Here is a 20,566-nt window from a genome sequence, read left to right as displayed (position 1 = left end):
TGCCGTGGGGCGCTGCGGCTCAGCCCGGGATGTTGTCGAAGGGGGCGACGAGCTGCCGCAGCAGCCCGGCGAGCTCGCCCTGCTGGGCGCCGGTGAGCTGGGCGAGCAGCTCACGCTCGTGCGCGAGCAGCCCGGCGAGCGCCTGGTCGGCGCGGTCGCGGCCGTCCTCGGTGAGCCGGACCAGGACGCCGCGCCGGTCGTCCGGGTCGGGCAGGCGCTTGACCAGGCCCTTGCCGGTGAGCCGGTCGATCCGGTTGGTCATCGTGCCGGAGGTGACGAGGGTCTGGGTGAGCAACTGCCCGGGGGAGAGCTGGTACGGGGAGCCCGCCCGCCGAAGCGCGGTCAGGACGTCGAACTCCCAGGGCTCCAGGCCGTGCTCGGCGAAGGCCGTCCGGCGGGCGCGGTCGAGGTGCCGGGCGAGACGGCTGACCCGGCTGAGCACCTCAAGTGGTTCCACGTCGAGGTCGGGGCGCTCTCGGCGCCATGCTGCGACCAGGCGGTCGACCTCGTCCTCCATGACGATCAGTGTATCGGGGGATGTGTCGATGTGAAGTCTCTTGACGTCGAGAAATGTAATGTGGAAGCTGCCACTGGATATCTTGACGTCGAGATACTTGTGAGGCCCGTCATGACCACCCCCGTCTGGGACCCTGAGCAGTACCTGCGTTTCGCCGACGAACGGACCCGTCCGCTGCGCGACCTGCTCGCCCGCGTGCCCGAAGTCCCGCACCAGCCCGCCGCCACCGTCCTCGACATCGGCTGCGGCCCCGGCAACTCCACCGCCGTCCTGCGCGAACGCTGGCCCGAGGCCCGGATCACCGGCATCGACAACTCCGCCCAGATGCTCGCCACCGCTCGCACCACCGGCGAGCCCACCGCCGACTACCTGCTCGCCGACGCGGTCACCTACGACCCGGCCGGGGCGGCGCCGGACCTGATCGTCTCGAACGCGACCCTGCAGTGGCTCCCGGGCCACCTCGGACTGCTGCCGCGCTGGGCCGCGGCGCTCGCGCCGGGCGGGGTGATCGCCTTCCAGGTGCCCGGCAACTTCGACTCGCCCAGCCACACCGTGCTCGCCGAGCTGCGCCGCAGCCCCCGCTGGCGCGACGCCCTGGGCGAGGACGCGACCCGGGCCGGCGTCCACCGGCCGGGCGACTACCTCCGGGCCCTCGCCGACGCCGGCTGCACCCCCGACGTGTGGGAGACCACCTACAGCACCCTGCTCACCGGCCCCGACCCGGTACTGGAGTGGGTCAAGGGCACAGCGCTGCGGCCCGTCCTCACCCGGCTCACCAACCCCGCCGCCCGCGAGGCCTTCCTCGCCGAGTACGGCGCCCTGCTCCGCGAGGCCTACCCGGCCGGACCGCAGGGCACCGTCTTCCCGTTCCGGCGGATCTTCGCCGTCGGGACCAAGCGTTAGGCCTTCCGCTCGCCGACCAGCTTCGGGTGCCGCTCCATCCCCTCCAGGCCGTGCCAGGCCAGGTTGACCAGGTGGGCGGCCACCTCGGCCTTCTGCGGCTTGCGCACCTCCAGCCACCACTGGCCCGTCAGCGCGACCATCCCCACCAGCATCTGCGAGTACATCGGGGCAAGGCGCGCGTCGAAGCCCCGCGCCTTGAACTCCAGGCCCAGGATGTCCTCCACCTGCGTCGCGATGTCGCTGATCAGCGAGGCGAAGGTGCCGGTCGACTGGGCCACCGGGGAGTCCCGGACGAGGATCTTGAAACCGTCCGTCGACGTGTCGATGTAGTCCATCAGCGCGAACGCCGCCTGCTCCAGCAGCTCCCGCGAGTGCCCGCCGGTCAGCGCCCCCGTCACCATGTCCAGCAGCAGCTGCATCTCGCGGTCCACCACCACCGCGTACAGCCCCTCCTTGCCCCCGAAGTGCTCGTACACCACCGGCTTGGAGACCCCGGCCCGTTCGGCGATCTCCTCCACCGACGTGCCGTCGTAGCCGCGCTCGGCGAACACCGACCGGCCGATCTCCAGTAGCTGCTCCCGCCGTTGCTTCCCGGTCATCCGCACCCGGCCGGCCCGGCGGCGGCCCGCCGGCGCAGCCGCACCCGCCGGGGCGGCCGCACGCGGACGGGCCTGCGCCGCATCCGGCGCGGCCTCCGTCCGCGTGCTCTCGTGGCCGCCTGTGCTGTCTGCGCTGCTCCCGTTCACCCCTACATCATGCTGCAGGCGCGCCCTCATGCGGCGCGGCGGGCGGCGATCCGCTGTGCGTCCGGCCAGCGGACGTCCCGGGCCCAGCCGGCCAGCTCGAACCAGCGGATCAGCCGGGCCGAGGAGTCGACCTGCCCCCGCAGCACACCGTGGCGGGCCGAGGTCGGGTCCGCGTGGTGCAGGTTGTGCCAGGACTCGCCGCAGGAGAGCACGGCCAGCCACCAGACGTTGCCGGAGCGGTCGCGGGAGCGGAACGGGTGTGCGCCCACCGCGTGGCAGATCGAGTTGATCGACCAGGTGACGTGGTGCAGCAGTGCCACCCGGACCAGCGAGCCCCAGAAGAACGCGGAGAGCGCGCCCTGCCAGGAGAGCGTGACCAGCCCGCCGACCAGTGGCGGCAGCAGCATCGAGAGCGTCGTCCAGAGCCAGAACAGCCGGGAGACCACTCTTATGGCCGGGTCGCGCACCAGGTCGGGCGCGTACTTCAGCTGCGGGGTCTGCTCCTCGTCGAAGAGCCAGCCCATGTGCGCCCACCAGAGGCCCTTGAGCAGGGCCGGGACGGTCTCGCCGTAGCGCCAGGGCGAGTGCGGGTCGCCGTCCTTGTCGCTGTACCGGTGGTGCTTGCGGTGGTCGGCCACCCAGCGCACCAGCGGCCCCTCGATCGCCAGCGACCCGGCGATGGCGAGGGCGACCCGCAGGGCCCGGTTGGCCTTGAAGGCGCCGTGGGTGAAGTAGCGGTGGTAGCCGACCGTGATGCCGTGGCAGGTGAGGAAGTACATGGCGGTGGCGATCGCGAGGTCCGTCCACCCCAGCCCCCAGCCCCAGGCCACCGGCACGGCGGCCAGCAGGGCGGCGAAGGGTACGGCGATGAAGAGCCCGAGCGCGACCCGCTCGGCGAGCCCCTGCTTCTCCCCGCCACGGGTGGCGGACAACTGCGTCGGGGCGGGATCGATGGAGTGCGCGGTATCGGCGCGCGCCTCGCCGGCCTGGATGGTCATGGGCGTCCCTTGGGGGAGGGGGCGGAGGCTACGTTGGCGTAACCTACGGCATCGTAGGTTGTGCCCGGTTGTCCGGGGAATACGCCGCTGGGGTCACTTGAGTGAATTCACCCGACTGGATGGATGAAGCTCTGATTCGCCCCACATGGGACGTATCGCACACAGAATCGCCGCATGCGAGCCAGGACCGAGCTGCGGGAAGCCGCCCGCCGCCTCCGCGGCGAGGGCCGGGCGTACGACGAGATCCAGGCCGAGCCGGGGGTGTCGAAGAGCTCGATATCCCTGTGGGTGCGGGACCTGCCGGCGCCGCGGCCGAGCCGAGAGCGGATGCGCAGAGCGGCCGAGACCCGCTGGGGGCCTGTCCGCAGACAGCGGGAGGAGGAACGCAGGGCCACGAAGACGGCTGCCGCTGCAGAGATCGGCCCGATGAGCGACCGGGATCTCTTCCTCGTCGGACCCGAGGACGGTGAGTAAGAACACCGGCGAGGGTTATCACGGTTGCCTGGTTGTCAGCGTGCTGGGCGGCGCCGACCTGTATCGCCGGATCGAGGGCTGGTGGAAGGGGATTGCCGATACACAGCGCGCGGCGGACTCGGGTAAGGTCTGAGCAACTATCCGCCGTGGGGTAATTGGCAGCCCGCAGGCCTTTGGAGCCTTGCAGTGATGGTTCGAGTCCATCCGGCGGAGCATTGCCATGGCCGATGCCCCTGGATCCAGGCCAAACTGTCCGTTTCCCGGCCCCGGCTATCCTCTAGGCGCCGGGGCGTAGACGTGCGGATCCTCTCTCTGGCTGCACTGCCCTCTCTGTGAACCGACTGAGGAGCCTCCACCCGTGAGTGCCAATTCGCCTGCCGCCGTTGTCGTACTTGCCGCCGGTGGCGGGACCCGGATGAAGTCGAACAGCCTGCCCAAGGTGCTGCACGAGGTGTGCGGGCGGTCACTGGTGGGTCATGCGGTGGCGGCGGCAGAGGAGCTGACTCCGCAGCAGTTGGTCGTGGTGGTCGGGCACATGCGCGAGAAGGTGCAGGAGCACCTGGCGGCGCACCACCCGGCGGCGCGCGCCGTGGTGCAGGAGGAGCAGAAGGGCACCGGGCACGCCGTGCGGACGGCGCTGGAGGCCCTGGCCGCGGACGGGGTGGAGCTGGACGGCACGGTGATCGTCACCACCGGGGACGCGCCGCTGCTGACCGGGGCGACGCTGGCCGCGCTCGCCGGTGCCCACACCGAGCAGGGCAACGGCGTCACCGTGCTGACCGCCGTGGTGCCGGACCCGTTCGGCTACGGCCGGATCCTGCGGGACGGGGCGGACGGCGCGGTCGCGGCGATCGTCGAGGAGAAGGACGCCTCGGACGCCCAGCGGGCGATCGCCGAGATCAACTCCGGGGTCTTCGCCTTCGACGCCAAGCTGCTGGCCGAGGCGCTCTCCCGGGTGACCACCGACAACGTGCAGGGCGAGGAGTACCTCACCGACACCCTGGAGATCCTGCGGACCGCCGGCCACCGGGTCGGCGCCGTGGTGGCCGCGGACTACCGGGACATCCTGGGCATCAACGACCGGGTGCAGCTGGCGCAGGCCCGGCGGCTGCTGAACGACCGCCTGCTGGAGCGGGCGATGCGCGCGGGCGTCACCGTGGTGGACCCGGCGACCACCTGGATCGACGTGCAGGTGTCGTACGAGCCGGACGCGGTGGTGCTGCCGGGCACCCAGCTGCAGGGCCTCACCCACCTGGGCGAGGGCTGCGAGGTGGGCCCGAACTCGACGCTGAAGGACACCCGGATCGGCGCCGGCGCCCGTGTGAGCAACACCACGGCGGACGGTGCCGAGGTGGGCGACCTCGCCACCGCCGGCCCGTACGCCTACCTGCGGCCGGGGGCGAAGCTGGCCCGCAAGGCGAAGGTCGGCACCTACGTCGAGGTGAAGAACTCGGAGCTGGGCGAGGGCGCCAAGGTGCCGCACCTCTCCTACATCGGGGACGCCACCATCGGTGAGGGCACCAACGTCGGTGCGGCCTCCGTCACGGTGAACTACGACGGGGTGAACAAGCACCGCACGGTGATCGGGGCGCACTGCCGTACCGGATCCGACAACATGTTCATCGCTCCGGTCACCGTCGGCGACGGTGCCTACACCGCGGCCGGCTCGGTGATCTCCTCGGACGTGCCGCCCGGCGCACTGGGCGTGGCCCGGGCGCAGCAGCGCAACATCGCGGGCTGGGTGGAGCGCAAGCGCCCCGGGACCACGTCGGCCCAGGCTGCGGCCGCCGCGTCGGAAGAGGCTGCGGAGGCCTGACGGGGCGGGGCGGGAGTCCGAGGGGCGATCCCGGGGCGGACGGTTTCTGCGCGGGCGCGTAACCTTGGGGTCATACGTGCGCCATTGGGCTTACCGCCCGTGTCCAGGCGTACCGACATTCCCCCGACCCCTATCGCCAGCGGGCTCGCGCCTGCCTGCGGTGCGGACGGGTTCAGCGTCAGCAACGCGAGGAGACGGTGCAGTGAGCGGGATCACGACGTCGGGTGAGAAGAAACTCAAGCTCTTCTCCGGCCGTGCCCACCCGGAGCTGGCGAGGGAGGTGGCCGCGTCGCTGGGGACCGAGCTGGTCCCGACCAAGGCCCTGGACTTCGCCAACGGCGAGATCTACGTCCGCTTCCTGGATTCGGCGCGCGGTGCGGACTGCTTCGTGATGCAGAGCCACACGGCTCCCATCAACCAGTGGATCATGGAGCAGCTGATCATGATCGATGCTCTGAAGCGGGCCTCCGCCCGGAGCATCACGGCGATCCTGCCGTTCTACGGCTACGCCCGCCAGGACAAGAAGCACCTGGGCCGGGAGCCGATCTCGGCCCGCCTGATCGCGGACCTGCTGCGGCAGGCGGGCGCCGACCGCCTGATGGCGGTGGACCTGCACACCGCGCAGATCCAGGGCTTCTTCGACGGCCCGGTCGACCACCTGTTCGCGCTGCCGCTGCTGGCGGACTACCTGGGTGAGAAGGTCGACCGCGACCGGCTGACCATCGTCTCGCCGGACGCCGGCCGGGTGAAGGTCGCGGACCAGTGGTCGGACCGCCTGGGTGCGCCGCTGGCGATCATCCACAAGCGCCGCGACATGACGCAGGCCAACACCATCCTCTCCGCCGAGGTGGTCGGTGACGTCAAGGACCGGGTCTGCGTCCTGGTCGACGACATGATCGACACCGCGGGCACCATCTGCGCCGCGGCCGACGCGCTGTTCGAGAACGGCGCGGCGGACGTCATCGTGGCCGCCACCCACGGTGTGCTCTCCGGCCCGGCGGCGGACCGCCTGAAGAACTCTCGGGTCAGCGAGTTCGTGTTCACCAACACGCTGCCGACCCCGGCCGAGCTCCAGCTCGACAAGATCACCACGCTGTCGATCGCCCCGTCGATCGCGGCCGCGATCCGCGAGGTGTTCGAGGACGGTTCGGTCACCAGCCTGTTCGAGGGCGTGCACTGACGAAGCCCGCGCAGGCGGCCCCGGTCCCGAAAGGGCCGGGGCCGCCGCCGATTTCGCGAGAGGCCACCGGTGCGGTTAGACTCGTGAAACTGCTCGGCGAGGGATGCCGTGTGCCTGCTTGCCGGGTGCCCGCTCCGTGATCGACGCGCTGCCGGTGCCGGATTTTCGGCTGTCGGCAGAGGTCGTAGGCCGCCGAGTGACCCCCGAACGTACTGAGGGTGTGGTCCCGGCGGTTTTTCGCGTTGCCTGCACCCCCGCGCCATTTTCACGAGGAGTGCAGTCGTGTCCGAGATCCGCCTTGCCGCTGAGACCCGTACCGAGTTCGGCAAGGGTGCCGCCCGTCGCGCCCGCCGTGCCGGCTTCGTCCCCGGTGTCGTCTACGGCCACGGCCACGCCCCGGTTCACCTGAACCTGCCGAGCCACGACCTGATGATGGCCCTCAAGACCCCGAACGCCCTCCTGGTCGTCCCGATCGAGGGCAAGGACGAGTACGTCCTGCCGAAGGCCGTCCAGCGTGAGGCCATCAAGCGCACCATCGAGCACGTCGACCTGCTGCTCGTGAAGCGCGGCGAGAAGGTCACCGTCGAGATCCCGGTGCACACCGAGGGCGAGCTGGCCCCCGGCGGCAACCTGCTGGAGCACGTGCTCAACGCCCTGCCGATCGAGGCCGAGGCCACCCACCTGCCCGAGTCCGTGACCGTCTCGGTCGAGGGCCTGGAGGCCGGTGCCTCGATCACCGCCGGTGACATCGAGCTCCCCAAGGGCACCACGCTGGCCGTCGAGGCCGACACCGTCGTGCTGCAGGTCATCGGCGCCCAGGCCTCGCAGGCCGACGCGGACGCCGAGGCTGCCGAGGCCGCCGAGGCCGGCGCCGAGGCCTGAGCCTCTCGCACAGCCTGACCGCTGCCCCGGTCGCTCCCGTGCTGGAGCGGCCGGGGCAGCGGCATGTCCGGGATGATGACGGTGAACATGACCACGAGGAGCGGTGGGATGAACGACGACGTGTACGAGGGGCCCTGGCTGGTGGTGGGGCTGGGCAACCCGGGTGAGCAGTACGCCCGCAACCGGCACAACATCGGGTTCATGGTGGTGGACCTGCTGGCGCAGCGGATGGGCACGAAGTTCAAGGCGCACAAGAGTCGGGCCCAGGTCGCCGAGGGCAGGCTGGCGGGCCGGCGGGTGGTGCTGGCCAAGCCGATGTCGTTCATGAACCTCTCCGGCGGCCCGGTGACGGCGCTGCGGGACTTCTACAAGGCGCCGGCCTCGGCCGTGGTGGCGGTCCACGACGAGCTGGACATCGACTACGCGACGCTGCGGCTGAAGCTGGGCGGCGGGGACAACGGCCACAACGGGCTGAAGTCGATCACCAAGTCGCTGGGCCCGGACTACCACCGGGTGCGCTGCGGGATCGGCCGCCCGCCGGGCCGGATGGAGGTCGCGGACTTCGTCCTGAAGGACTTCTCCGGTGCCGAGCGCAAGGAGCTGGACTGGTTCGTGGACCGGTCGGCGGACGCGGTGGAGGCGCTGCTGACGGAGGGGCTGGAGCGGGCCCAGGGGACGTACAACTCCTGAACCGGTGACCGACCGTCAGAAGTCCGGTGGCGGTACGCAACAGTCGTACAACGCTTGGCCCTCCAAACCTGAACGGGCGTGAGAATCACGTGCGGGATCCGATAGCGTCGGGCCCGTACGCGAACGGGTCCTGGGGAGTTCTCGATGCGGAGTTTTCGGCCGGTCCGGCGCCTTCGTCGGGTCCGGGTGGTGCGGCTGAAGCAGCTCGGACGGCGAGTGGGTACGGCCGGTGCGCTGGGAGCGGCCGGGGTGCTGCTCTCGGGCGGCGGCGTGGCGCACGCGGAGACGGTGGCGGATCCCGATCCGGGTGTGGTGTCCTCGGATCCCGCGGCGGCGCAGTTCGGCCCGGTGCTGGGCGGCTCGGTCGGCGGTGACGCGGGCCTGCTGGCCGTCGGCGGCGGCCTGGTCGTGGCGGCCGGCGGCGCGGCCCTGTGGGTGAAGCGCCGGCGCGCGGGCGATCTGGGGGAGTGACGCGAGAGGTGCCCGGCGGGGCCGGTGTCCGGAGGTCCGGGCACCGGCCCCGCCCTTTCTCTCCGAAGGGTCGTCATCCGTTGCCGTCGGCCGGTGGTGGCCGAGGTCCGTTCCCGGGAGATGCCGAAGGGGCCGGCGGCGGGCGAGGTGCCCGCCGCCGGCCCCTTCTCCGTGGGGCGGCCGGGGTCAGCCGGTGTTGCGCAGGCCGGCGGCGATGCCGTTGACGGTCAGCAGCAGCGCGCGGGCGCGCAGCGGGTCCTCGTGCCGGCCGGTGGCGGCCTCCTCGCGCTGGCGGCGCAGCAGCGCCACCTGGAGGTAGGAGATCGGGTCGAGGTAGGCGTCGCGGACGGTGAAGGTCTGCTTGAGCACCGGGTTGTGCTCCAGCAGCTCGCTCTCGCCGGTGAGCCGGAGCACCTCGCGCAGGGTGCGGTCGTGCTCGGCGGTGATCTGGTCGAAGATGTGGTGCAGCTCGGCCGGCACCAGCTGCTCGACGTAGTGGCGGGCGATCCGCAGGTCGGTCTTGGCCAGCGTCATGGCGACGTTGGACAGGAAGTTCTGGAAGAAGTGCCACTGGCCGTACATCTCGTCCAGTACGTCGCCGAGACCGGCGTCGCGGGCGGCGGCCAGGCCGGAGCCGACGCCGAACCAGCCGGGGACGATCTGGCGGGACTGGGTCCAGCCGAACACCCACGGGATGGCCCGCAGGCCGTCCAGGCCGGCGCCGGAGTCGGGGCGGCGGGACGGGCGGGAGCCCAGGTGCAGCGAGGCGAGCTGGTCGACCGGGGTGGCGGCGAAGAAGTACTTCGGCAGGTCCTCCTGCTCGACCAGGGCCCGGTACGCGGTGTGGGCGGCCTCGGAGACCTGGTCCATCGCGGCGTCCCAGCGGGCCAGCTCCTCGGGGGCCTGGCGCGGGGCGGTGTGCAGCGCGGAGGCGGAGAGGGTGGCCGAGATGGTCAGTTCGAGGTTCTCCCGCGCCAGCGAGGGCAGCAGGTACTTGTCGGAGATGACCTCGCCCTGCTCGGTGACCTTGATCTCGCCCTCCAGGGTGCCCCAGGGCTGGGCCAGGATGGCCTCGTGCGAAGGGCCGCCGCCGCGGCCGACGGTGCCGCCGCGGCCGTGGAAGAGACGCAGCCGGATGCCGTAGCGGTGGGCGACGTCGCGCAGCCGGCGCTGGGCGCGGTGGATCTCCCACTGGGAGGTGGTGATGCCGCCGAACTTGGACGAGTCGGAGTAGCCGAGCATGACCTCCTGGACGTCGCCGCGGAGCGAGACGAGCAGCCGGTAGGAGGGGTCGGAGAGCATCTCGTCCAGGATGCGGTCGGCCTCCTGGAGTTCGTCGGTGGTCTCCAGCAGCGGCACGATGCCGATCTTGGCGATGCCGGAGTGCAGGTCGATCAGGCCGGCCTCGCGGGCGAGGACGGTGGCGGCGAAGACGTCGTCGGCGCCCTGGCACATCGAGATGATGTAGCTCTCGACGATCTCGTCGCCGAACCGCTCGAAGCCCTCGCGGATGGTGTTGAAGACGCCGAGGGTCTTGGTGCCGGCGGCGTCCAGCGGGGCCGGGGTGGGGGCGAGGGGCCGGCGCGAGCGGAGCTCCTTGGCGAGCAGCTTCTGCCGGTACTCGCGGGGCATGTCGGCGTAGCGCCAGGCCTCCTCGCCGAGGCGGTCGAAGAGCTGGCCGAGCGCGTGGTGGTGGGCCTCGGCGTGCTCGCGGACGTCCATGGTGGCGAGCTGCAGGCCGAACGCCTCGATGGTGCGGATGGCGCGGGCGAGGCGGCCGTCGGCGATCAGCTCGCCGCGGTGGGCGCGCAGGGAGTCCTGGATGAGCCGGAGGTCGGTGATGAGCTCGCGGGTGCCCAGGTAGTCGCGGCCCGCGACGTGCGGGGTGCCGTGGGCGAGCCGCTCGCGGGTGTTCTCCAGCTTGAGTCGGACGCAGGTGGCCTTGAGGCGGTAGGGCTCCTCGGCGTTCATCCGCTTGTAGCGCGGGCTGAGTTCGGGGAGCACGTGCAGGTCGGTGTTGAGCGAGGCGAGCAGCTCGACCGAGGCTCCGGCCAGGCGCTCGGAGGTGGAGAGGGAGCCGCGCAGGTCGTCGACGGCGGCGAGGGCGTCCTTGATGCCGTACTCGTGCTGGAGGTTGAGGACGTCCCAGGTGACCTGCGGGGTCACGTTGGGGTTGCCGTCGCGGTCGCCGCCGATCCAGGTGCCGAAGGTGAGCGGGCGGACGCCGTCGGGCAGGGTGAGGCCGACCCGGGCGAGCTCCTCGTGCAGCTCCTCCAGGACCTCCGGGACGGCCTCGCGGTAGAGCTCGTCCAGGTAGTAGACGGCGTTGCGGGCCTCGTCGGTGGGCTCCGGGCGGGCGATCCGCAGCTCGTCGGTCTGCCAGAGCAGGTCGATGACCTCGGCGAGCCGGCGGTCGGCCTGGCGCTGGAGGGAGGTGCGCCGTGCAGCGGCCCGGTCGGGGCTGGTGGCCGGGTGACGGGTGGCCGAGGTGTGGGCCGGGTTCGCCTCGGCGAGGCCGGAGGCGAGCTGCTCGCGGTGGATCCGGTCGAGGAGTTCACCGATCCGGCGGAGCTTGTTGAGGACGCTGCGCCGGGCGGCCTCGGTGGGGTGGGCCGTGAAGACCGGGCGGACGGCCAGGTGGGCCAGGGTGTCCGCGAGGTGCTTGGGGTCGGCCTCGGCGAGCTGGTCGGCGGTCTGGGCGAGCAGCGAGCCCTCGCGGGCCCGCCGGGTGGCGAACTCGCGGCCGCGGTGCACCTGTTCGGTGACGTTGGCGAGGTGGAAGTAGGTGGAGAAGGCGCGGACCAGCTTGGCGGCGGTCTCCAGGTCGATGTCGGAGAGCAGCTCGGCGGTGGCCTCGCCGTCGGTGCGGCTGAGCAGCCGGACCTGTTCGACCAGGCCCAGCAGCTGGGGGCCCTCCTGGCGGACCAGCGTCTCGCCGAGCAGGTCGCCGAGGCGGCGGATGTCCGCGCGCAGGGCGGTGTTGTCGGCGTCGGCGCCGGCTGCGCCGACTCGGCTTGGGCTGTCCGCCGGGGTGGGGACCGGAGCGGTCACGGCTGGCTCCCTGTGGTGGTGGGGTTCGGCAACGGCTCATCGCCACAGTTCCGCGCGCGTGTGGCGCGTGTGACGCGTGCGGACCGCGCTGTCCGACGCGACCAGCATAGGTGTCGGGAGGGGTGGTGTCCGCGAGGTGGCCGGATGGCGGACAAGATCACGGTCCCGCCGTGTGGTCTGGACCACTTGGCCACTTGAAGGGGTGTCGGAACGGAACCGGGTGGGGAGGGGACGGGGTTCACGCTTAGGCTGTGGGGCTATGAGCAAGTCGCCTGGGGAGCGCGCGCAGGACCGGTCGTTCTGGTGGTGGGAGCGGCGTCGCAGCGCTCTCCTGGACATCGGGCTGGCCGCGCTGGCGGCCCTGGAGTGCGCGGCCAGCGGGGTCGCCTTCCTCGCGCCCCGGGTCCACATGGGGACGCTCGCGATCGTCGGGGTCGCGCTGTTCGGCGCGCTGGCCGGGGCCAGCCTGGTGCTGCGGCGGCGCTGGCCGGCGGTGCCGCTGCTGGTGGCGCTGCTCGCGATGCCCGGGATGCTCGGTGTGCTGCTGCTGGTGGTGTCGCTGTACACGCTGGCGGAGACCTGGGAGTGGCCGACCCGGCGCCGGCGCGTGGTGGCACTGTCGGCGCTGGCCTTCGCCGAGGCGGTCGGCGTGATGCTGGTGCAGATGCTGACGCCCTCCGACACGACGGTGGAACAGCCGCCGCTCTGGGGCCAGGTGCTGCTGTCGGTGCTGGTGGCCGTCGGCCTCACCGTGCCGCCGGTCGTGACCGGCCTCTACATGGGTGCGCGGCGGCGGCTGATCGAGTCGCTCAAGGACCGCGCGCACGGCCTGGAGACCGAGCTGGACCTGCTGGCCGAGCAGGCCCGCGAGCGCGCCCGCCGGGCCCGGCTGGAGGAGCGGACCAGGATCGCCCGGGAGATGCACGACGTGGTGGCGCACCGGGTGTCGCTGATGGTGGTGCACGCCGGGGCGCTGGAGCGGATCGTGGCGAAGGACCCGCAGAAGGCGGCGCAGAGCGCCAAGCTGATGGGCGAGGTCGGCCGGCAGGCGCTGAACGAGCTGCGCGAGATCCTCGGGGTGCTGCGGATGTCGGACGAGACCGCGCCGGAGCCGGACTCGCTGACCGGGCTGCCCCGGCTGGTCGACCAGTCCCGGGCGGCCGGGATGGCCGTCACCCTGACCGTCAGCGGCAGCCGCCAGGAGTTCACCACCGAGGCCGAGCAGACCGCGTACCGGGTGGTGCAGGAGGGTCTGACCAATGCGCACAAGCATGCCGGCGGCGCGGAGGTCTCCGTCCTGCTCGCGTACGCGCCCAACGGCGTGCGGGTGAGCGTGGTGAACGCCTGCCCGGACGGCGAGCGCGGCGCGGCGGCGCTGCCCAGCGGGGGCAACGGGCTGGTCGGGATGCGCGAGCGGGTGGTCGCGCTGGGCGGCACCTTCTCGGCCGGTCCCGAGCGGGACGGCGGGTTCCGGGTGGAGGCGGTGCTGCCGTCCCGGCTGGCGGTCCGCGCCGACCGGCTGGCCTGAGGCGCGGCCGCCCGGCACCCGGAGATCGTCGGCGGTGCGCACCCGCCAGGCCCCTGGGCCTCGTCGGCGGTGCGCACCCGTCCGATCCCTAGACCTCGTCGGCGGTGCGCAGCCGCTCGGGTGCGGTGCCGAGGACCAGCGCGGTGATCGCCTGGTCGATGCCGTGGCCGAGGAACCACTCGCCGGTGTGGTCGAGGCTGTAGACCCGGCCCTCCTCGTCGATTGCGAGCAGCGCCTGCCCGTACGCCTCCTCGCCGAGCGGGGCGAGCCGGGTGTCCAGCGCGCGGCCGAGGTCGGCCAGGGTGCGCGGCTGGTGCAGCCCGCGGAGCGGGTCCACCAGGAACGGCGTGCGGGCCAGCTGCCGCCCGGGGCCGGCCAGGTCGAAGGCGAGGCCGCCGAACTCGGCCCAGGCCTCCACCGCCGCCGGGAACACCGTGTGCGGGACGCCGGCCGGGGTGCCGTACCCCATCAGGGTGTCGGCCCACTCCTCGGCCTGCCGGATCTCCCAGCGGCCGGGGTGCCAGCCGGCCGCCTTCAGCTCGGCGGCGACGTCGGCCGGGAAGCGCGGGCGGGTCCGGAGGGCGGGACCGCCGAGCGTGCTCGGCGGAGGCGGGGGCGGGCTGGTCGGGTTCAGGACGGGCTCCGGTGGCTCGGGGGCGGGGGACGTACGGGGGCGCGGGGCCGGCCGGCCGGTGTGGTCAGCGCGGTCCGACGGCGACGCTCTGCACGGTGAAGTGCTCCAGCAGCGGGATGCAGGAGCGGCAGGGCGGGGCGTGGGTGCCGTGCGCCGGGTCGTGCTCCTCGCGGATCCGGACGGTGGTCAGCCGGGAGCCCTTGAGCGCCTTGCGGGCGTCCTGCACGCTCATCGGCTTGCGGGAGGCGCGCTTGGAGCGTCTGGCGTCCACCGTGGTCAGGTACTGGGAGAGCAGGACGGCCTCCGGGCAGCGGCCGGTGAACCGCTCGCGGTGCTCCAGCGGCAGCGCGTCCAGGAAGTCCCCGACCAGCGGGTGCAGCACCGGACGCCGGGCGGGCTTGTCGCCGGCCAGCGTGTGCACCTCGCCGCCCTTCAGCGACAGGGCGGCGGCGACGGCGGGCAGCAGGCTGTCGCGGTGGTGGCGCAGCAGGGGCGGTCCGGCCGGTTCCCCGGTGGTCATGCGTCGTCCTCCTCCTCTTCCCGCTGACGGCACGGCCGGCAGGGGCCGGTCCGGGGCAAGCCTGTCAAATGTCACCGACATTCGTACAACCGGGGTGCGGGGACGGACGGCCGGTCCCGGCGGCAGGCCGGGCGGGCACGTGGTCCTGGCCGGATCCGCACGCCGTCGTCACGACTCGTCCCCGGGTTTCCCGAATCCGCCCCCGGCCGGTGGTGGCGGCCGGTAGCGTTCCAGCAGGGGGCCAAGGGGACGGCCGGCCGGAGGGGGGTTTCCGGCAGGTCATGACAACTCCTTTGCCCGCACTGTCCGTTGAGGCCCCCGGGGCAAGGGTGCCCCGGGGCCCGGCAAGGGGGGTCTTGCGATGACGGAGACGGAAACCGCCAACGAGGCACCCGGTGAGCACGTGCCCACGCCGGGTGCGCTGCCGCAGCCCACGCCCGCGCACCCGGTCGGGATCGCCGTGGTCGGAGCCGGCTACTGGGGCCCGAACCTGGTCCGCAACGCGCAGCAGACGCCGGCGCTGCGCCTGCACTGGCTCTGCGACCTGGACGAGACCCGGTCCCGCCGGGTGCTGGGGGAGTACAGCACCGTCCGGTCCACCACCTCCTTCGAGCAGGTGCTCGCCGACGAGCGGGTCGGCGCGGTCGCCGTGGCCACGCCCGCCGCGGCGCACTACCGGCTGGTGCGGGCCGCGCTGGAGGCGGGCAAGCACGTCCTGGTGGAGAAGCCGATCACCACCTCCGCCGCGGAGGCCGCCGACCTGGTGGCGCTCGCCGAGGAGCGCGGGCTGGTGCTGATGTGCGACCACACCTTCTGCTACACCCCGGTGGTGCGCCGGATCCGCGAGCTGGTGCACGGCGGGGAGATCGGCGACGTCCAGTTCTTCGACTCGGTGCGGATCAACCTCGGGCTGGTCCAGCCGGACGTCGACGTGCTCTGGGACCTCGCCCCGCACGACCTGTCCATCCTCGACTTCGTGCTGCCGCCGGGCGTCGAGCCGGTCGGGGTCTCCGCCCAGGGCGCCGACCCGCTCGGCGCCGGCCGGGCCTGCGTCGCCTACCTGACCGTCCGGCTGAGCAACGGCGCACTGGCGCACTGCCACGTCAACTGGCTCTCCCCGACCAAGGTCCGCACCACGCTGATCGGCGGCTCGCGGCGCACCCTGGTCTGGGACGACCTCAACCCGCAGGCCCGGCTCGCGGTGCACGACCGGGGCGTGGACCTCACCCCGCCCGACGAACTGACCGACGCGATCCGCCACCAGGCGCTGATCTCCTACCGGGTCGGCGAGATGGTCGCGCCCGCCCTGGTCGAGCAGGAGGCGCTGCGCAACGTGATGGCCGAGTTCGCCGCCGCCATCACCGAGGGCCGGGCGCCGCTCACCGACGGGCGGGCCGGTCTGCGCGTGCTGCAGCTGCTGGAGGCGGCCTCGCTCAGCCTCGAACTCGGCGGCGCCACCGTCCCGGTGGGCGCCGGACTGGATGACGCAGTGACGATCGACCGACTGTCCGATGCCCGGGAAGACGCTCAGGAAAGGTCCGCCGCGCGGTGAACGCTGTACAGATCGAGGGCTCCCGCTGCCTGGTCACGGGCGGGGCCGGCACCATCGGCTCCACCGTGGTCGACCAGCTGATCGAGGCGGGCGCCCGCGAGGTGGTCGTGCTCGACAACTTCGTCCGCGGCCGGACGGCCAACCTGGCGTACGCCCGGGGGATCGCCGCCCCCGGGCAGCTGCGGGTGGTGGACGGTGACATCCGCGACCGTGCGCTGCTGCGCGAACTGCTGGACCCGGGCACCGACCTGCTCTTCCACCTGGCCGCGATCCGGATCACCCAGTGCGCCACCGAGCCCCGGCTGGCCCTGGAGATCATGGTGGACGGCACCTTCGACGTGGTCGAGGCCGCCGCCGAGGTGGGCGTCGGCAAGGTGGTCGCCTCCTCCACCGCCTCCGTCTACGGCCTCGCCGACACCTTCCCCACGCCCGAGACCCAGCACCCCTACAACAACGACACCCTGTACGGGGCCGCCAAGGTCTTCAACGAGGGCCTGCTGCGCTCCTTCCACGCCATGTCCGGGCTGGACTACGTCGCCCTGCGCTACTTCAACGTGTACGGGCCCCGGATGGACGTGCACGGCAAGTACACCGAGGTGTTCATCCGCTGGATGGAGCGGATCGCCGCCGGGCAGTCGCCGCTGATCTTCGGCGACGGCGCGCAGACCATGGACTTCGTCTACACCGAGGACATCGCCCGGGCCAACCTGCTGGCCGCCGCCGCGCCCGTCACCGACCGGGTCTACAACATCGCCAGCTCCACCGAGGTCTCGCTGCGCGGGCTGGCCGACGCACTGCTCCGCGCGATGGACCGCCCCGACCTGGACGTCGAGCACGGGCCCGCCCGGGGTACCGCCGGGGGCGTGGTCCGGCGGCTCGCGGACATCACCGCCGCCGAGCGCGACCTCGGCTGGAAGCCCGGTCTGGGCCTCGACGACGGCCTGCGCAGGCTGGTCGCCTGGTGGCGCGAGCAGTAGTTCCCCTCGTCCGTACGACATACGGCAGTCATGGCAGTTCGGAGTGCAGCTGTGTCCGAGAACAACCCCGTCATGCCCAACATCCCGGTGATGGTGCCGTGGCTCGGCGAGGAGGAGGCCGAGGCCGCCGCCGAGGCCGTCCGCTCCGGCTGGGTGGCCCAGGGCCCCCGGGTCGCCGCGTTCGAGCGCGCCTTCGCCGAGCACCTCGGCGCCCCGCACGCCGTCGCCGTCTCCTCCTGCACCACCGCCCTGCACCTGGCGCTGATCGGCGCCGGCATCGGGCCCGGGGACGAGGTCGTCGTCCCCTCGCTCTCGTTCGTGGCCACCGCCAACGCCGTCACCTACGTCGGAGCCGTTCCGGTCTTCGCCGACGTCGACCCGGTCACCGGCAACCTCACCGCGGCCACCGTCGAACCGCTGCTCACCGACCGGACCAGGGCCGTCATCGCCGTCGACCAGGGCGGCGTCCCGGTCGACCTGGACGCGATCCGGGCCGCCGTCGAGCCCCGCGGGGTCACCGTGGTCGAGGACGCCGCCTGTGGGGCCGGCTCGGTCCTCCGCGGCCGCCCGGCCGGCAGCACCGCCACGATCGCCGCCTACTCCTTCCACCCGCGCAAGCTCCTCACCACGGGCGAGGGCGGCATGGTCACCTGCCAGGACGGCGAACTCGCCGCCCGGCTGCGGCGGCTGCGCGAGCACGGGATGAGCGTCTCGGCCGCCGACCGGCACGCCGCGGCCGGCGGCGCGAGCCTGCTGGAGACCTACGACGAGATCGGCTTCAACTACCGGATGACCGACATCCAGGCCGCCATCGGCCTGGTGCAGCTGCGCAAGCTGCCGGCCATGGTCGCCCGGCGGCGCGAACTCGCCGCGCGGTACCGGGAGCTGCTCGCCGGCACCGGCGCCCGGCTGGTCGCCGACCCGGCGCACGGTACCACCAACTACCAGTCCTGCTGGGTGCTGCCGCCCGACGGCGCCCCCGACCGGGCCGAGCTGCTCGCCCGGCTCGCCGGAGCCGGCGTCTCCGCCCGGCGCGGCATCATGGCCGCCCACCTGGAGGCCCCGTACAAGGGGACCGCCCGGGTGCCGCTGCCCGCCACCGAGCTGCTCACCCGCCGCTCGCTGATCCTGCCGCTCCACCACGCGCTCACCGAGGAGCAGCAGGACCGGGTGGCCGCCGCGCTGCGCGCCGCGCTCGGCTGACCTGCCCGCGTGCCCGTCCCGCCCAGACCCGCCGAGACGCCCCAGGAGGAGACCAGGATGACCACCGACCAGCCGCCCGTCCCGCTCGTCGACCTGAAGGCCGCGCACGCCGAGGTCGAGGCCGAGGTCCGGGCCGGGTTCGACCGGGTGCTCGCCACCGGCGGCTACATCAGGGGCCCCGAGGCGGACGGCTTCGAGGCGGAGTACGCCGCCTTCTCCGGCACCCGGCACTGCGTCGGCGCCGCCAACGGCACCGACGCAGTCGAACTGGCCCTGCGCGCCCTCGACCTGCCCCCCGGCGGCGGCGTGGTGCTGCCCGCCAACACCTTCGTCGCCACCGCCGAGGCCGTGGTCCGGGCCGGGCTGCGCCCGGTCCTGGTCGACGCCGACCCCGAGCACCTGCTGATCGACCCGGTGCGGGTCGCCGACGCCCTGCCGGGCGCGGTGGCGCTGCTGCCCGTCCACCTCAACGGGCAGCTCGCCCCGATGGCGCCGCTGCTGGAGCTGGCCGGCGACCGGCCCGTGGTGGAGGACGCCGCACAGTCCCAGGGCGCCCGGCAGGACGGCCGCGCCCTCCACGGCCGGATCTCGGCCACCAGCTTCTACCCCGGCAAGAACCTCGGCGCGTACGGCGACGCGGGCGCCGTCGTCACCGACGACGACCGCCTGGCCGCCACCGTCCGGCTGATCGGCGACCACGGCTCCGGCCGCAAGTACGAGCACGAGCGGTTCGGCTTCAACTCCCGGCTGGACGCCCTCCAGGCCGTCGTCCTGCGGGCCAAGCTGCGCCGGCTGCCCGCCTGGAACGAGGCCCGCCGGGCCGCCGCCGCCTGCTACCACCGGCTGCTGGCCGGGCTCGACGGCGTCACCCTGCCGCGGACGGCTCCCGGCAACGAGCACGTCTGGCACCTGTACACGGTACGGATCGGCCCCGGCCGGGACCGGGACGCCGTGCTGAACGCCCTGCAGGCGGCCGGCATCGGCGTGGGCATCCACTACCCCGTGCCGGTCCACCTCCAGCCCGCGTTCCGTCACCTCGGCCACGGGGAGGGCGCGTTCCCGGTGGCCGAGCGGGCCGCCCGGGAGCTGCTCACGCTGCCGCTCTACCCCCAGATCACCGAGGGCCAGCAGGAGCGCGTGGCCGAGGCGCTGGCGAAGGCACTCTCGGACTAGTCCTGTCCGGCTGGTCCTGTCCCGGGGACGCGTCGGCGATTCGCGCCCGGCGGGAGTTGCCGGACAGGCCCCGAGGGCCGATCCCGCTCCGTCCCCCGGGCGGGGGTCCGGGGCCAGGGCCGACCCCCTACGCTGGTAGCCAGCAAGCGCACCGAAGTATTTGCAGCAGCCAGTGGGGGCTCCCAGATGACGACAGGTCGGCCCGGCGTCACCGCCGCACCGAACGCGGCGTACGCAGGTCAGGTGGTGCAGTTCCCGGACCCGGTCCGTGCGGAGCGGCACCCGGCCGGGATCCGGGTGGACGAGTACGGTTTCCCGGACTTCGGCCCCTACGCCGCTGCCGCGGCCGAGGTCGCCGACCCGCCGGAGGGCTTCGGCGTCGACGAGCTGCGCCTGACCGACTACGTCTCGGCCAACGCCGCGCAGTTCACCCAGGGCCACCCGCTCTGGGCCGACCTGGAGACCGCCGTCGCCACCCCGCCCGGCTGGACCTGGCACCACGCGGTCGGCCGGGCCGCGCCCGGCTGGCGCCGGATGGAGCTGGTCCCGGTCGAGGTCAAGGCGCTGCTGCGGCACCACGGCGGCCTGGCCACCTCCAGCGCCGACCACAGCCGCCGCGGCACCCGCCCACTGCAGGAGCGCCGGCCGGTGCACTTCTCGCTCGCCAAGGACGGCACCGACCCGATCGGCGTCCCCGAGGACCTCGTGCAGCGCGCCGAGGAGCGCCTCGGCTACCGGCTGCCCGGCGCCTACCGGACCTTCCTCAAGCTCGGCGGCGGCCGCGCCCCCGTCGGCGTGGCGCTCGACCCCGAGCTCGGGCTGCTGCTCGACCAGCCGTTCCTGACCCTGAGTGAGGAGTACGGCACCGAGGACGTCGTCTACGCCAACAAGTGCCTGCGCGACCACCTCACCAAGGACTACCTGGGCATCGCCTACGCCCAGGGCGGCATCGTGGCGCTCAAGGTGCGCGGTGACCGGATCGGCTCGGTCTGGTTCTGCCTCTACGACGACGCCCGCGACACCGGTGCGCCCGAGGCGCCCGAGGACCGCGTCGCCCGGCTCCTGCTGCCCTGCGGCGAGGACTTCGACGCGTTCCTGCTCCGGCTGGCCGGCAGCCCGCCGGAGCTGGAGACGGTGGCGGAGCTGATGGTGGACGGCGGGTTCGCCCGCGCCGTGCCGGTGGGCTGACGTGGCCCCGGTGGCGGTGGTCAAGGGTGTCCGGCCTGCTGCGACGACGTGGCAGGCCGGGGC

General features: G+C 73.1%; 20 protein-coding genes and 1 tRNA gene. 15 read left to right on the top strand and 6 right to left on the bottom strand.

Going from position 1 to position 20,566, the window contains the following annotated elements; all coding sequences use genetic code 11:
* Positions 1-19: 19 nt before the first annotated feature.
* A complete protein-coding gene (locus tag OG286_RS16655; protein ID WP_209417545.1) occupies positions 20-517 on the bottom strand; it encodes a MarR family winged helix-turn-helix transcriptional regulator in 498 nt (165 codons plus the stop codon).
* A gap of 111 nt (positions 518-628) precedes the next feature.
* Here OG286_RS16655 and OG286_RS16650 point away from each other — a divergent pair, with 111 nt between their 5' ends.
* The gene (locus tag OG286_RS16650; RefSeq protein WP_405361138.1) at positions 629-1,420 is read left to right on the top strand and encodes a methyltransferase domain-containing protein; all 792 of its coding nucleotides are present in this window, start codon (positions 629-631) and stop codon (positions 1,418-1,420) included.
* Here OG286_RS16650 and OG286_RS16645 read toward each other — a convergent pair.
* Entirely contained in the window at positions 1,417-2,166 is a 750-nt protein-coding gene (locus OG286_RS16645; RefSeq protein WP_396325364.1) for a TetR family transcriptional regulator, read from the bottom strand. The genes OG286_RS16650 and OG286_RS16645 overlap by 4 nt on opposite strands.
* A gap of 26 nt (positions 2,167-2,192) precedes the next feature.
* Positions 2,193-3,164 (bottom strand): acyl-CoA desaturase, encoded by a 972-nt coding sequence (locus OG286_RS16640; protein WP_396325363.1) that lies wholly within the window; start codon positions 3,162-3,164, stop codon positions 2,193-2,195.
* A gap of 174 nt (positions 3,165-3,338) precedes the next feature.
* Here OG286_RS16640 and OG286_RS16635 point away from each other — a divergent pair, with 174 nt between their 5' ends.
* The 8 genes from OG286_RS16635 (at position 3,339) to OG286_RS16600 (ending at position 8,677) form a co-directional block, all read left to right on the top strand.
* Positions 3,339-3,638 carry a hypothetical protein gene (locus tag OG286_RS16635; RefSeq protein ID WP_396325362.1) on the top strand — a complete coding sequence of 100 codons (300 nt, stop codon included), beginning with the start codon at positions 3,339-3,341 and terminating at the stop codon, positions 3,636-3,638.
* Positions 3,631-3,771: a hypothetical protein gene (locus OG286_RS16630; protein ID WP_396325361.1), complete on the top strand. Its 141-nt coding sequence runs from the start codon at positions 3,631-3,633 to the stop codon at positions 3,769-3,771. The genes OG286_RS16635 and OG286_RS16630 overlap by 8 nt, the downstream gene beginning before the upstream one ends.
* A 7-nt stretch (positions 3,772-3,778) precedes the next feature.
* Positions 3,779-3,851 (top strand) — tRNA-Gln (locus OG286_RS16625).
* A 145-nt stretch (positions 3,852-3,996) separates the two neighbouring features.
* Complete coding sequence (gene glmU / locus OG286_RS16620; protein WP_396325360.1) at positions 3,997-5,454, top strand: bifunctional UDP-N-acetylglucosamine diphosphorylase/glucosamine-1-phosphate N-acetyltransferase GlmU; 1,458 nt, start codon at positions 3,997-3,999, stop codon at positions 5,452-5,454.
* A 202-nt stretch (positions 5,455-5,656) separates the two neighbouring features.
* Positions 5,657-6,634, top strand: coding sequence for a ribose-phosphate diphosphokinase (locus tag OG286_RS16615; protein WP_396325358.1), 978 nt, complete (start codon positions 5,657-5,659; stop codon positions 6,632-6,634).
* Positions 6,635-6,916: 282 nt separating this feature from the next.
* Complete coding sequence (locus OG286_RS16610; RefSeq protein ID WP_396325357.1) at positions 6,917-7,516, top strand: 50S ribosomal protein L25/general stress protein Ctc; 600 nt, start codon at positions 6,917-6,919, stop codon at positions 7,514-7,516.
* Between the two features lie 108 nt (positions 7,517-7,624).
* On the top strand, positions 7,625-8,206 hold the full coding sequence (pth, locus tag OG286_RS16605; RefSeq protein ID WP_396325356.1) for an aminoacyl-tRNA hydrolase: 582 nt from the start codon (positions 7,625-7,627) through the stop codon (positions 8,204-8,206).
* Positions 8,207-8,350: 144 nt separating this feature from the next.
* Entirely contained in the window at positions 8,351-8,677 is a 327-nt protein-coding gene (locus OG286_RS16600; protein WP_396325355.1) for a hypothetical protein, read from the top strand.
* Positions 8,678-8,863: 186 nt separating this feature from the next.
* Here OG286_RS16600 and ppc read toward each other — a convergent pair whose 3' ends face one another.
* Complete coding sequence (ppc, locus tag OG286_RS16595; protein WP_396325354.1) at positions 8,864-11,728, bottom strand: phosphoenolpyruvate carboxylase; 2,865 nt, start codon at positions 11,726-11,728, stop codon at positions 8,864-8,866.
* 259 nt (positions 11,729-11,987) lie between these two features.
* Between ppc and OG286_RS16590 the strand changes: the two genes are divergently transcribed.
* A complete protein-coding gene (locus OG286_RS16590; protein WP_396325353.1) occupies positions 11,988-13,256 on the top strand; it encodes a sensor histidine kinase in 1,269 nt (422 codons plus the stop codon).
* Between the two features lie 88 nt (positions 13,257-13,344).
* Here the strand turns inward: OG286_RS16590 and OG286_RS16585 are convergent, their stop codons facing one another.
* Positions 13,345-13,890, bottom strand: coding sequence for an SUKH-3 domain-containing protein (locus OG286_RS16585; RefSeq protein WP_396325382.1), 546 nt, complete (start codon positions 13,888-13,890; stop codon positions 13,345-13,347).
* A gap of 64 nt (positions 13,891-13,954) precedes the next feature.
* Complete coding sequence (locus OG286_RS16580; RefSeq protein WP_396325352.1) at positions 13,955-14,410, bottom strand: YwqJ-related putative deaminase; 456 nt, start codon at positions 14,408-14,410, stop codon at positions 13,955-13,957.
* A 361-nt stretch (positions 14,411-14,771) separates the two neighbouring features.
* On the opposite strand from OG286_RS16580, the gene OG286_RS16575 reads away from it, so the two are divergent.
* From OG286_RS16575 to OG286_RS16555, 5 genes are all read left to right on the top strand, one after another.
* Positions 14,772-15,962: a Gfo/Idh/MocA family protein gene (locus OG286_RS16575; protein ID WP_396325351.1), complete on the top strand. Its 1,191-nt coding sequence runs from the start codon at positions 14,772-14,774 to the stop codon at positions 15,960-15,962.
* Complete coding sequence (locus tag OG286_RS16570; protein ID WP_396325350.1) at positions 15,959-16,939, top strand: NAD-dependent epimerase/dehydratase family protein; 981 nt, start codon at positions 15,959-15,961, stop codon at positions 16,937-16,939. Before OG286_RS16575 ends, OG286_RS16570 begins: the two co-directional genes overlap by 4 nt.
* A gap of 51 nt (positions 16,940-16,990) precedes the next feature.
* Positions 16,991-18,142 (top strand): DegT/DnrJ/EryC1/StrS family aminotransferase, encoded by a 1,152-nt coding sequence (locus OG286_RS16565; protein WP_396325349.1) that lies wholly within the window; start codon positions 16,991-16,993, stop codon positions 18,140-18,142.
* Between the two features lie 57 nt (positions 18,143-18,199).
* On the top strand, positions 18,200-19,315 hold the full coding sequence (locus OG286_RS16560) for a DegT/DnrJ/EryC1/StrS family aminotransferase (RefSeq protein ID WP_396325348.1): 1,116 nt from the start codon (positions 18,200-18,202) through the stop codon (positions 19,313-19,315).
* Between the two features lie 186 nt (positions 19,316-19,501).
* Complete coding sequence (locus OG286_RS16555) at positions 19,502-20,503, top strand: SMI1/KNR4 family protein (RefSeq protein WP_396325347.1); 1,002 nt, start codon at positions 19,502-19,504, stop codon at positions 20,501-20,503.
* The last annotated feature ends 63 nt before the right edge of the window (positions 20,504-20,566 follow it).

It is taken from the genome of Kitasatospora sp. NBC_00039, assembly GCF_045160625.1.
Taxonomy (GTDB): domain Bacteria; phylum Actinomycetota; class Actinomycetes; order Streptomycetales; family Streptomycetaceae; genus Kitasatospora.
This window is presented reverse-complemented; position numbering and strand designations above follow the sequence as displayed.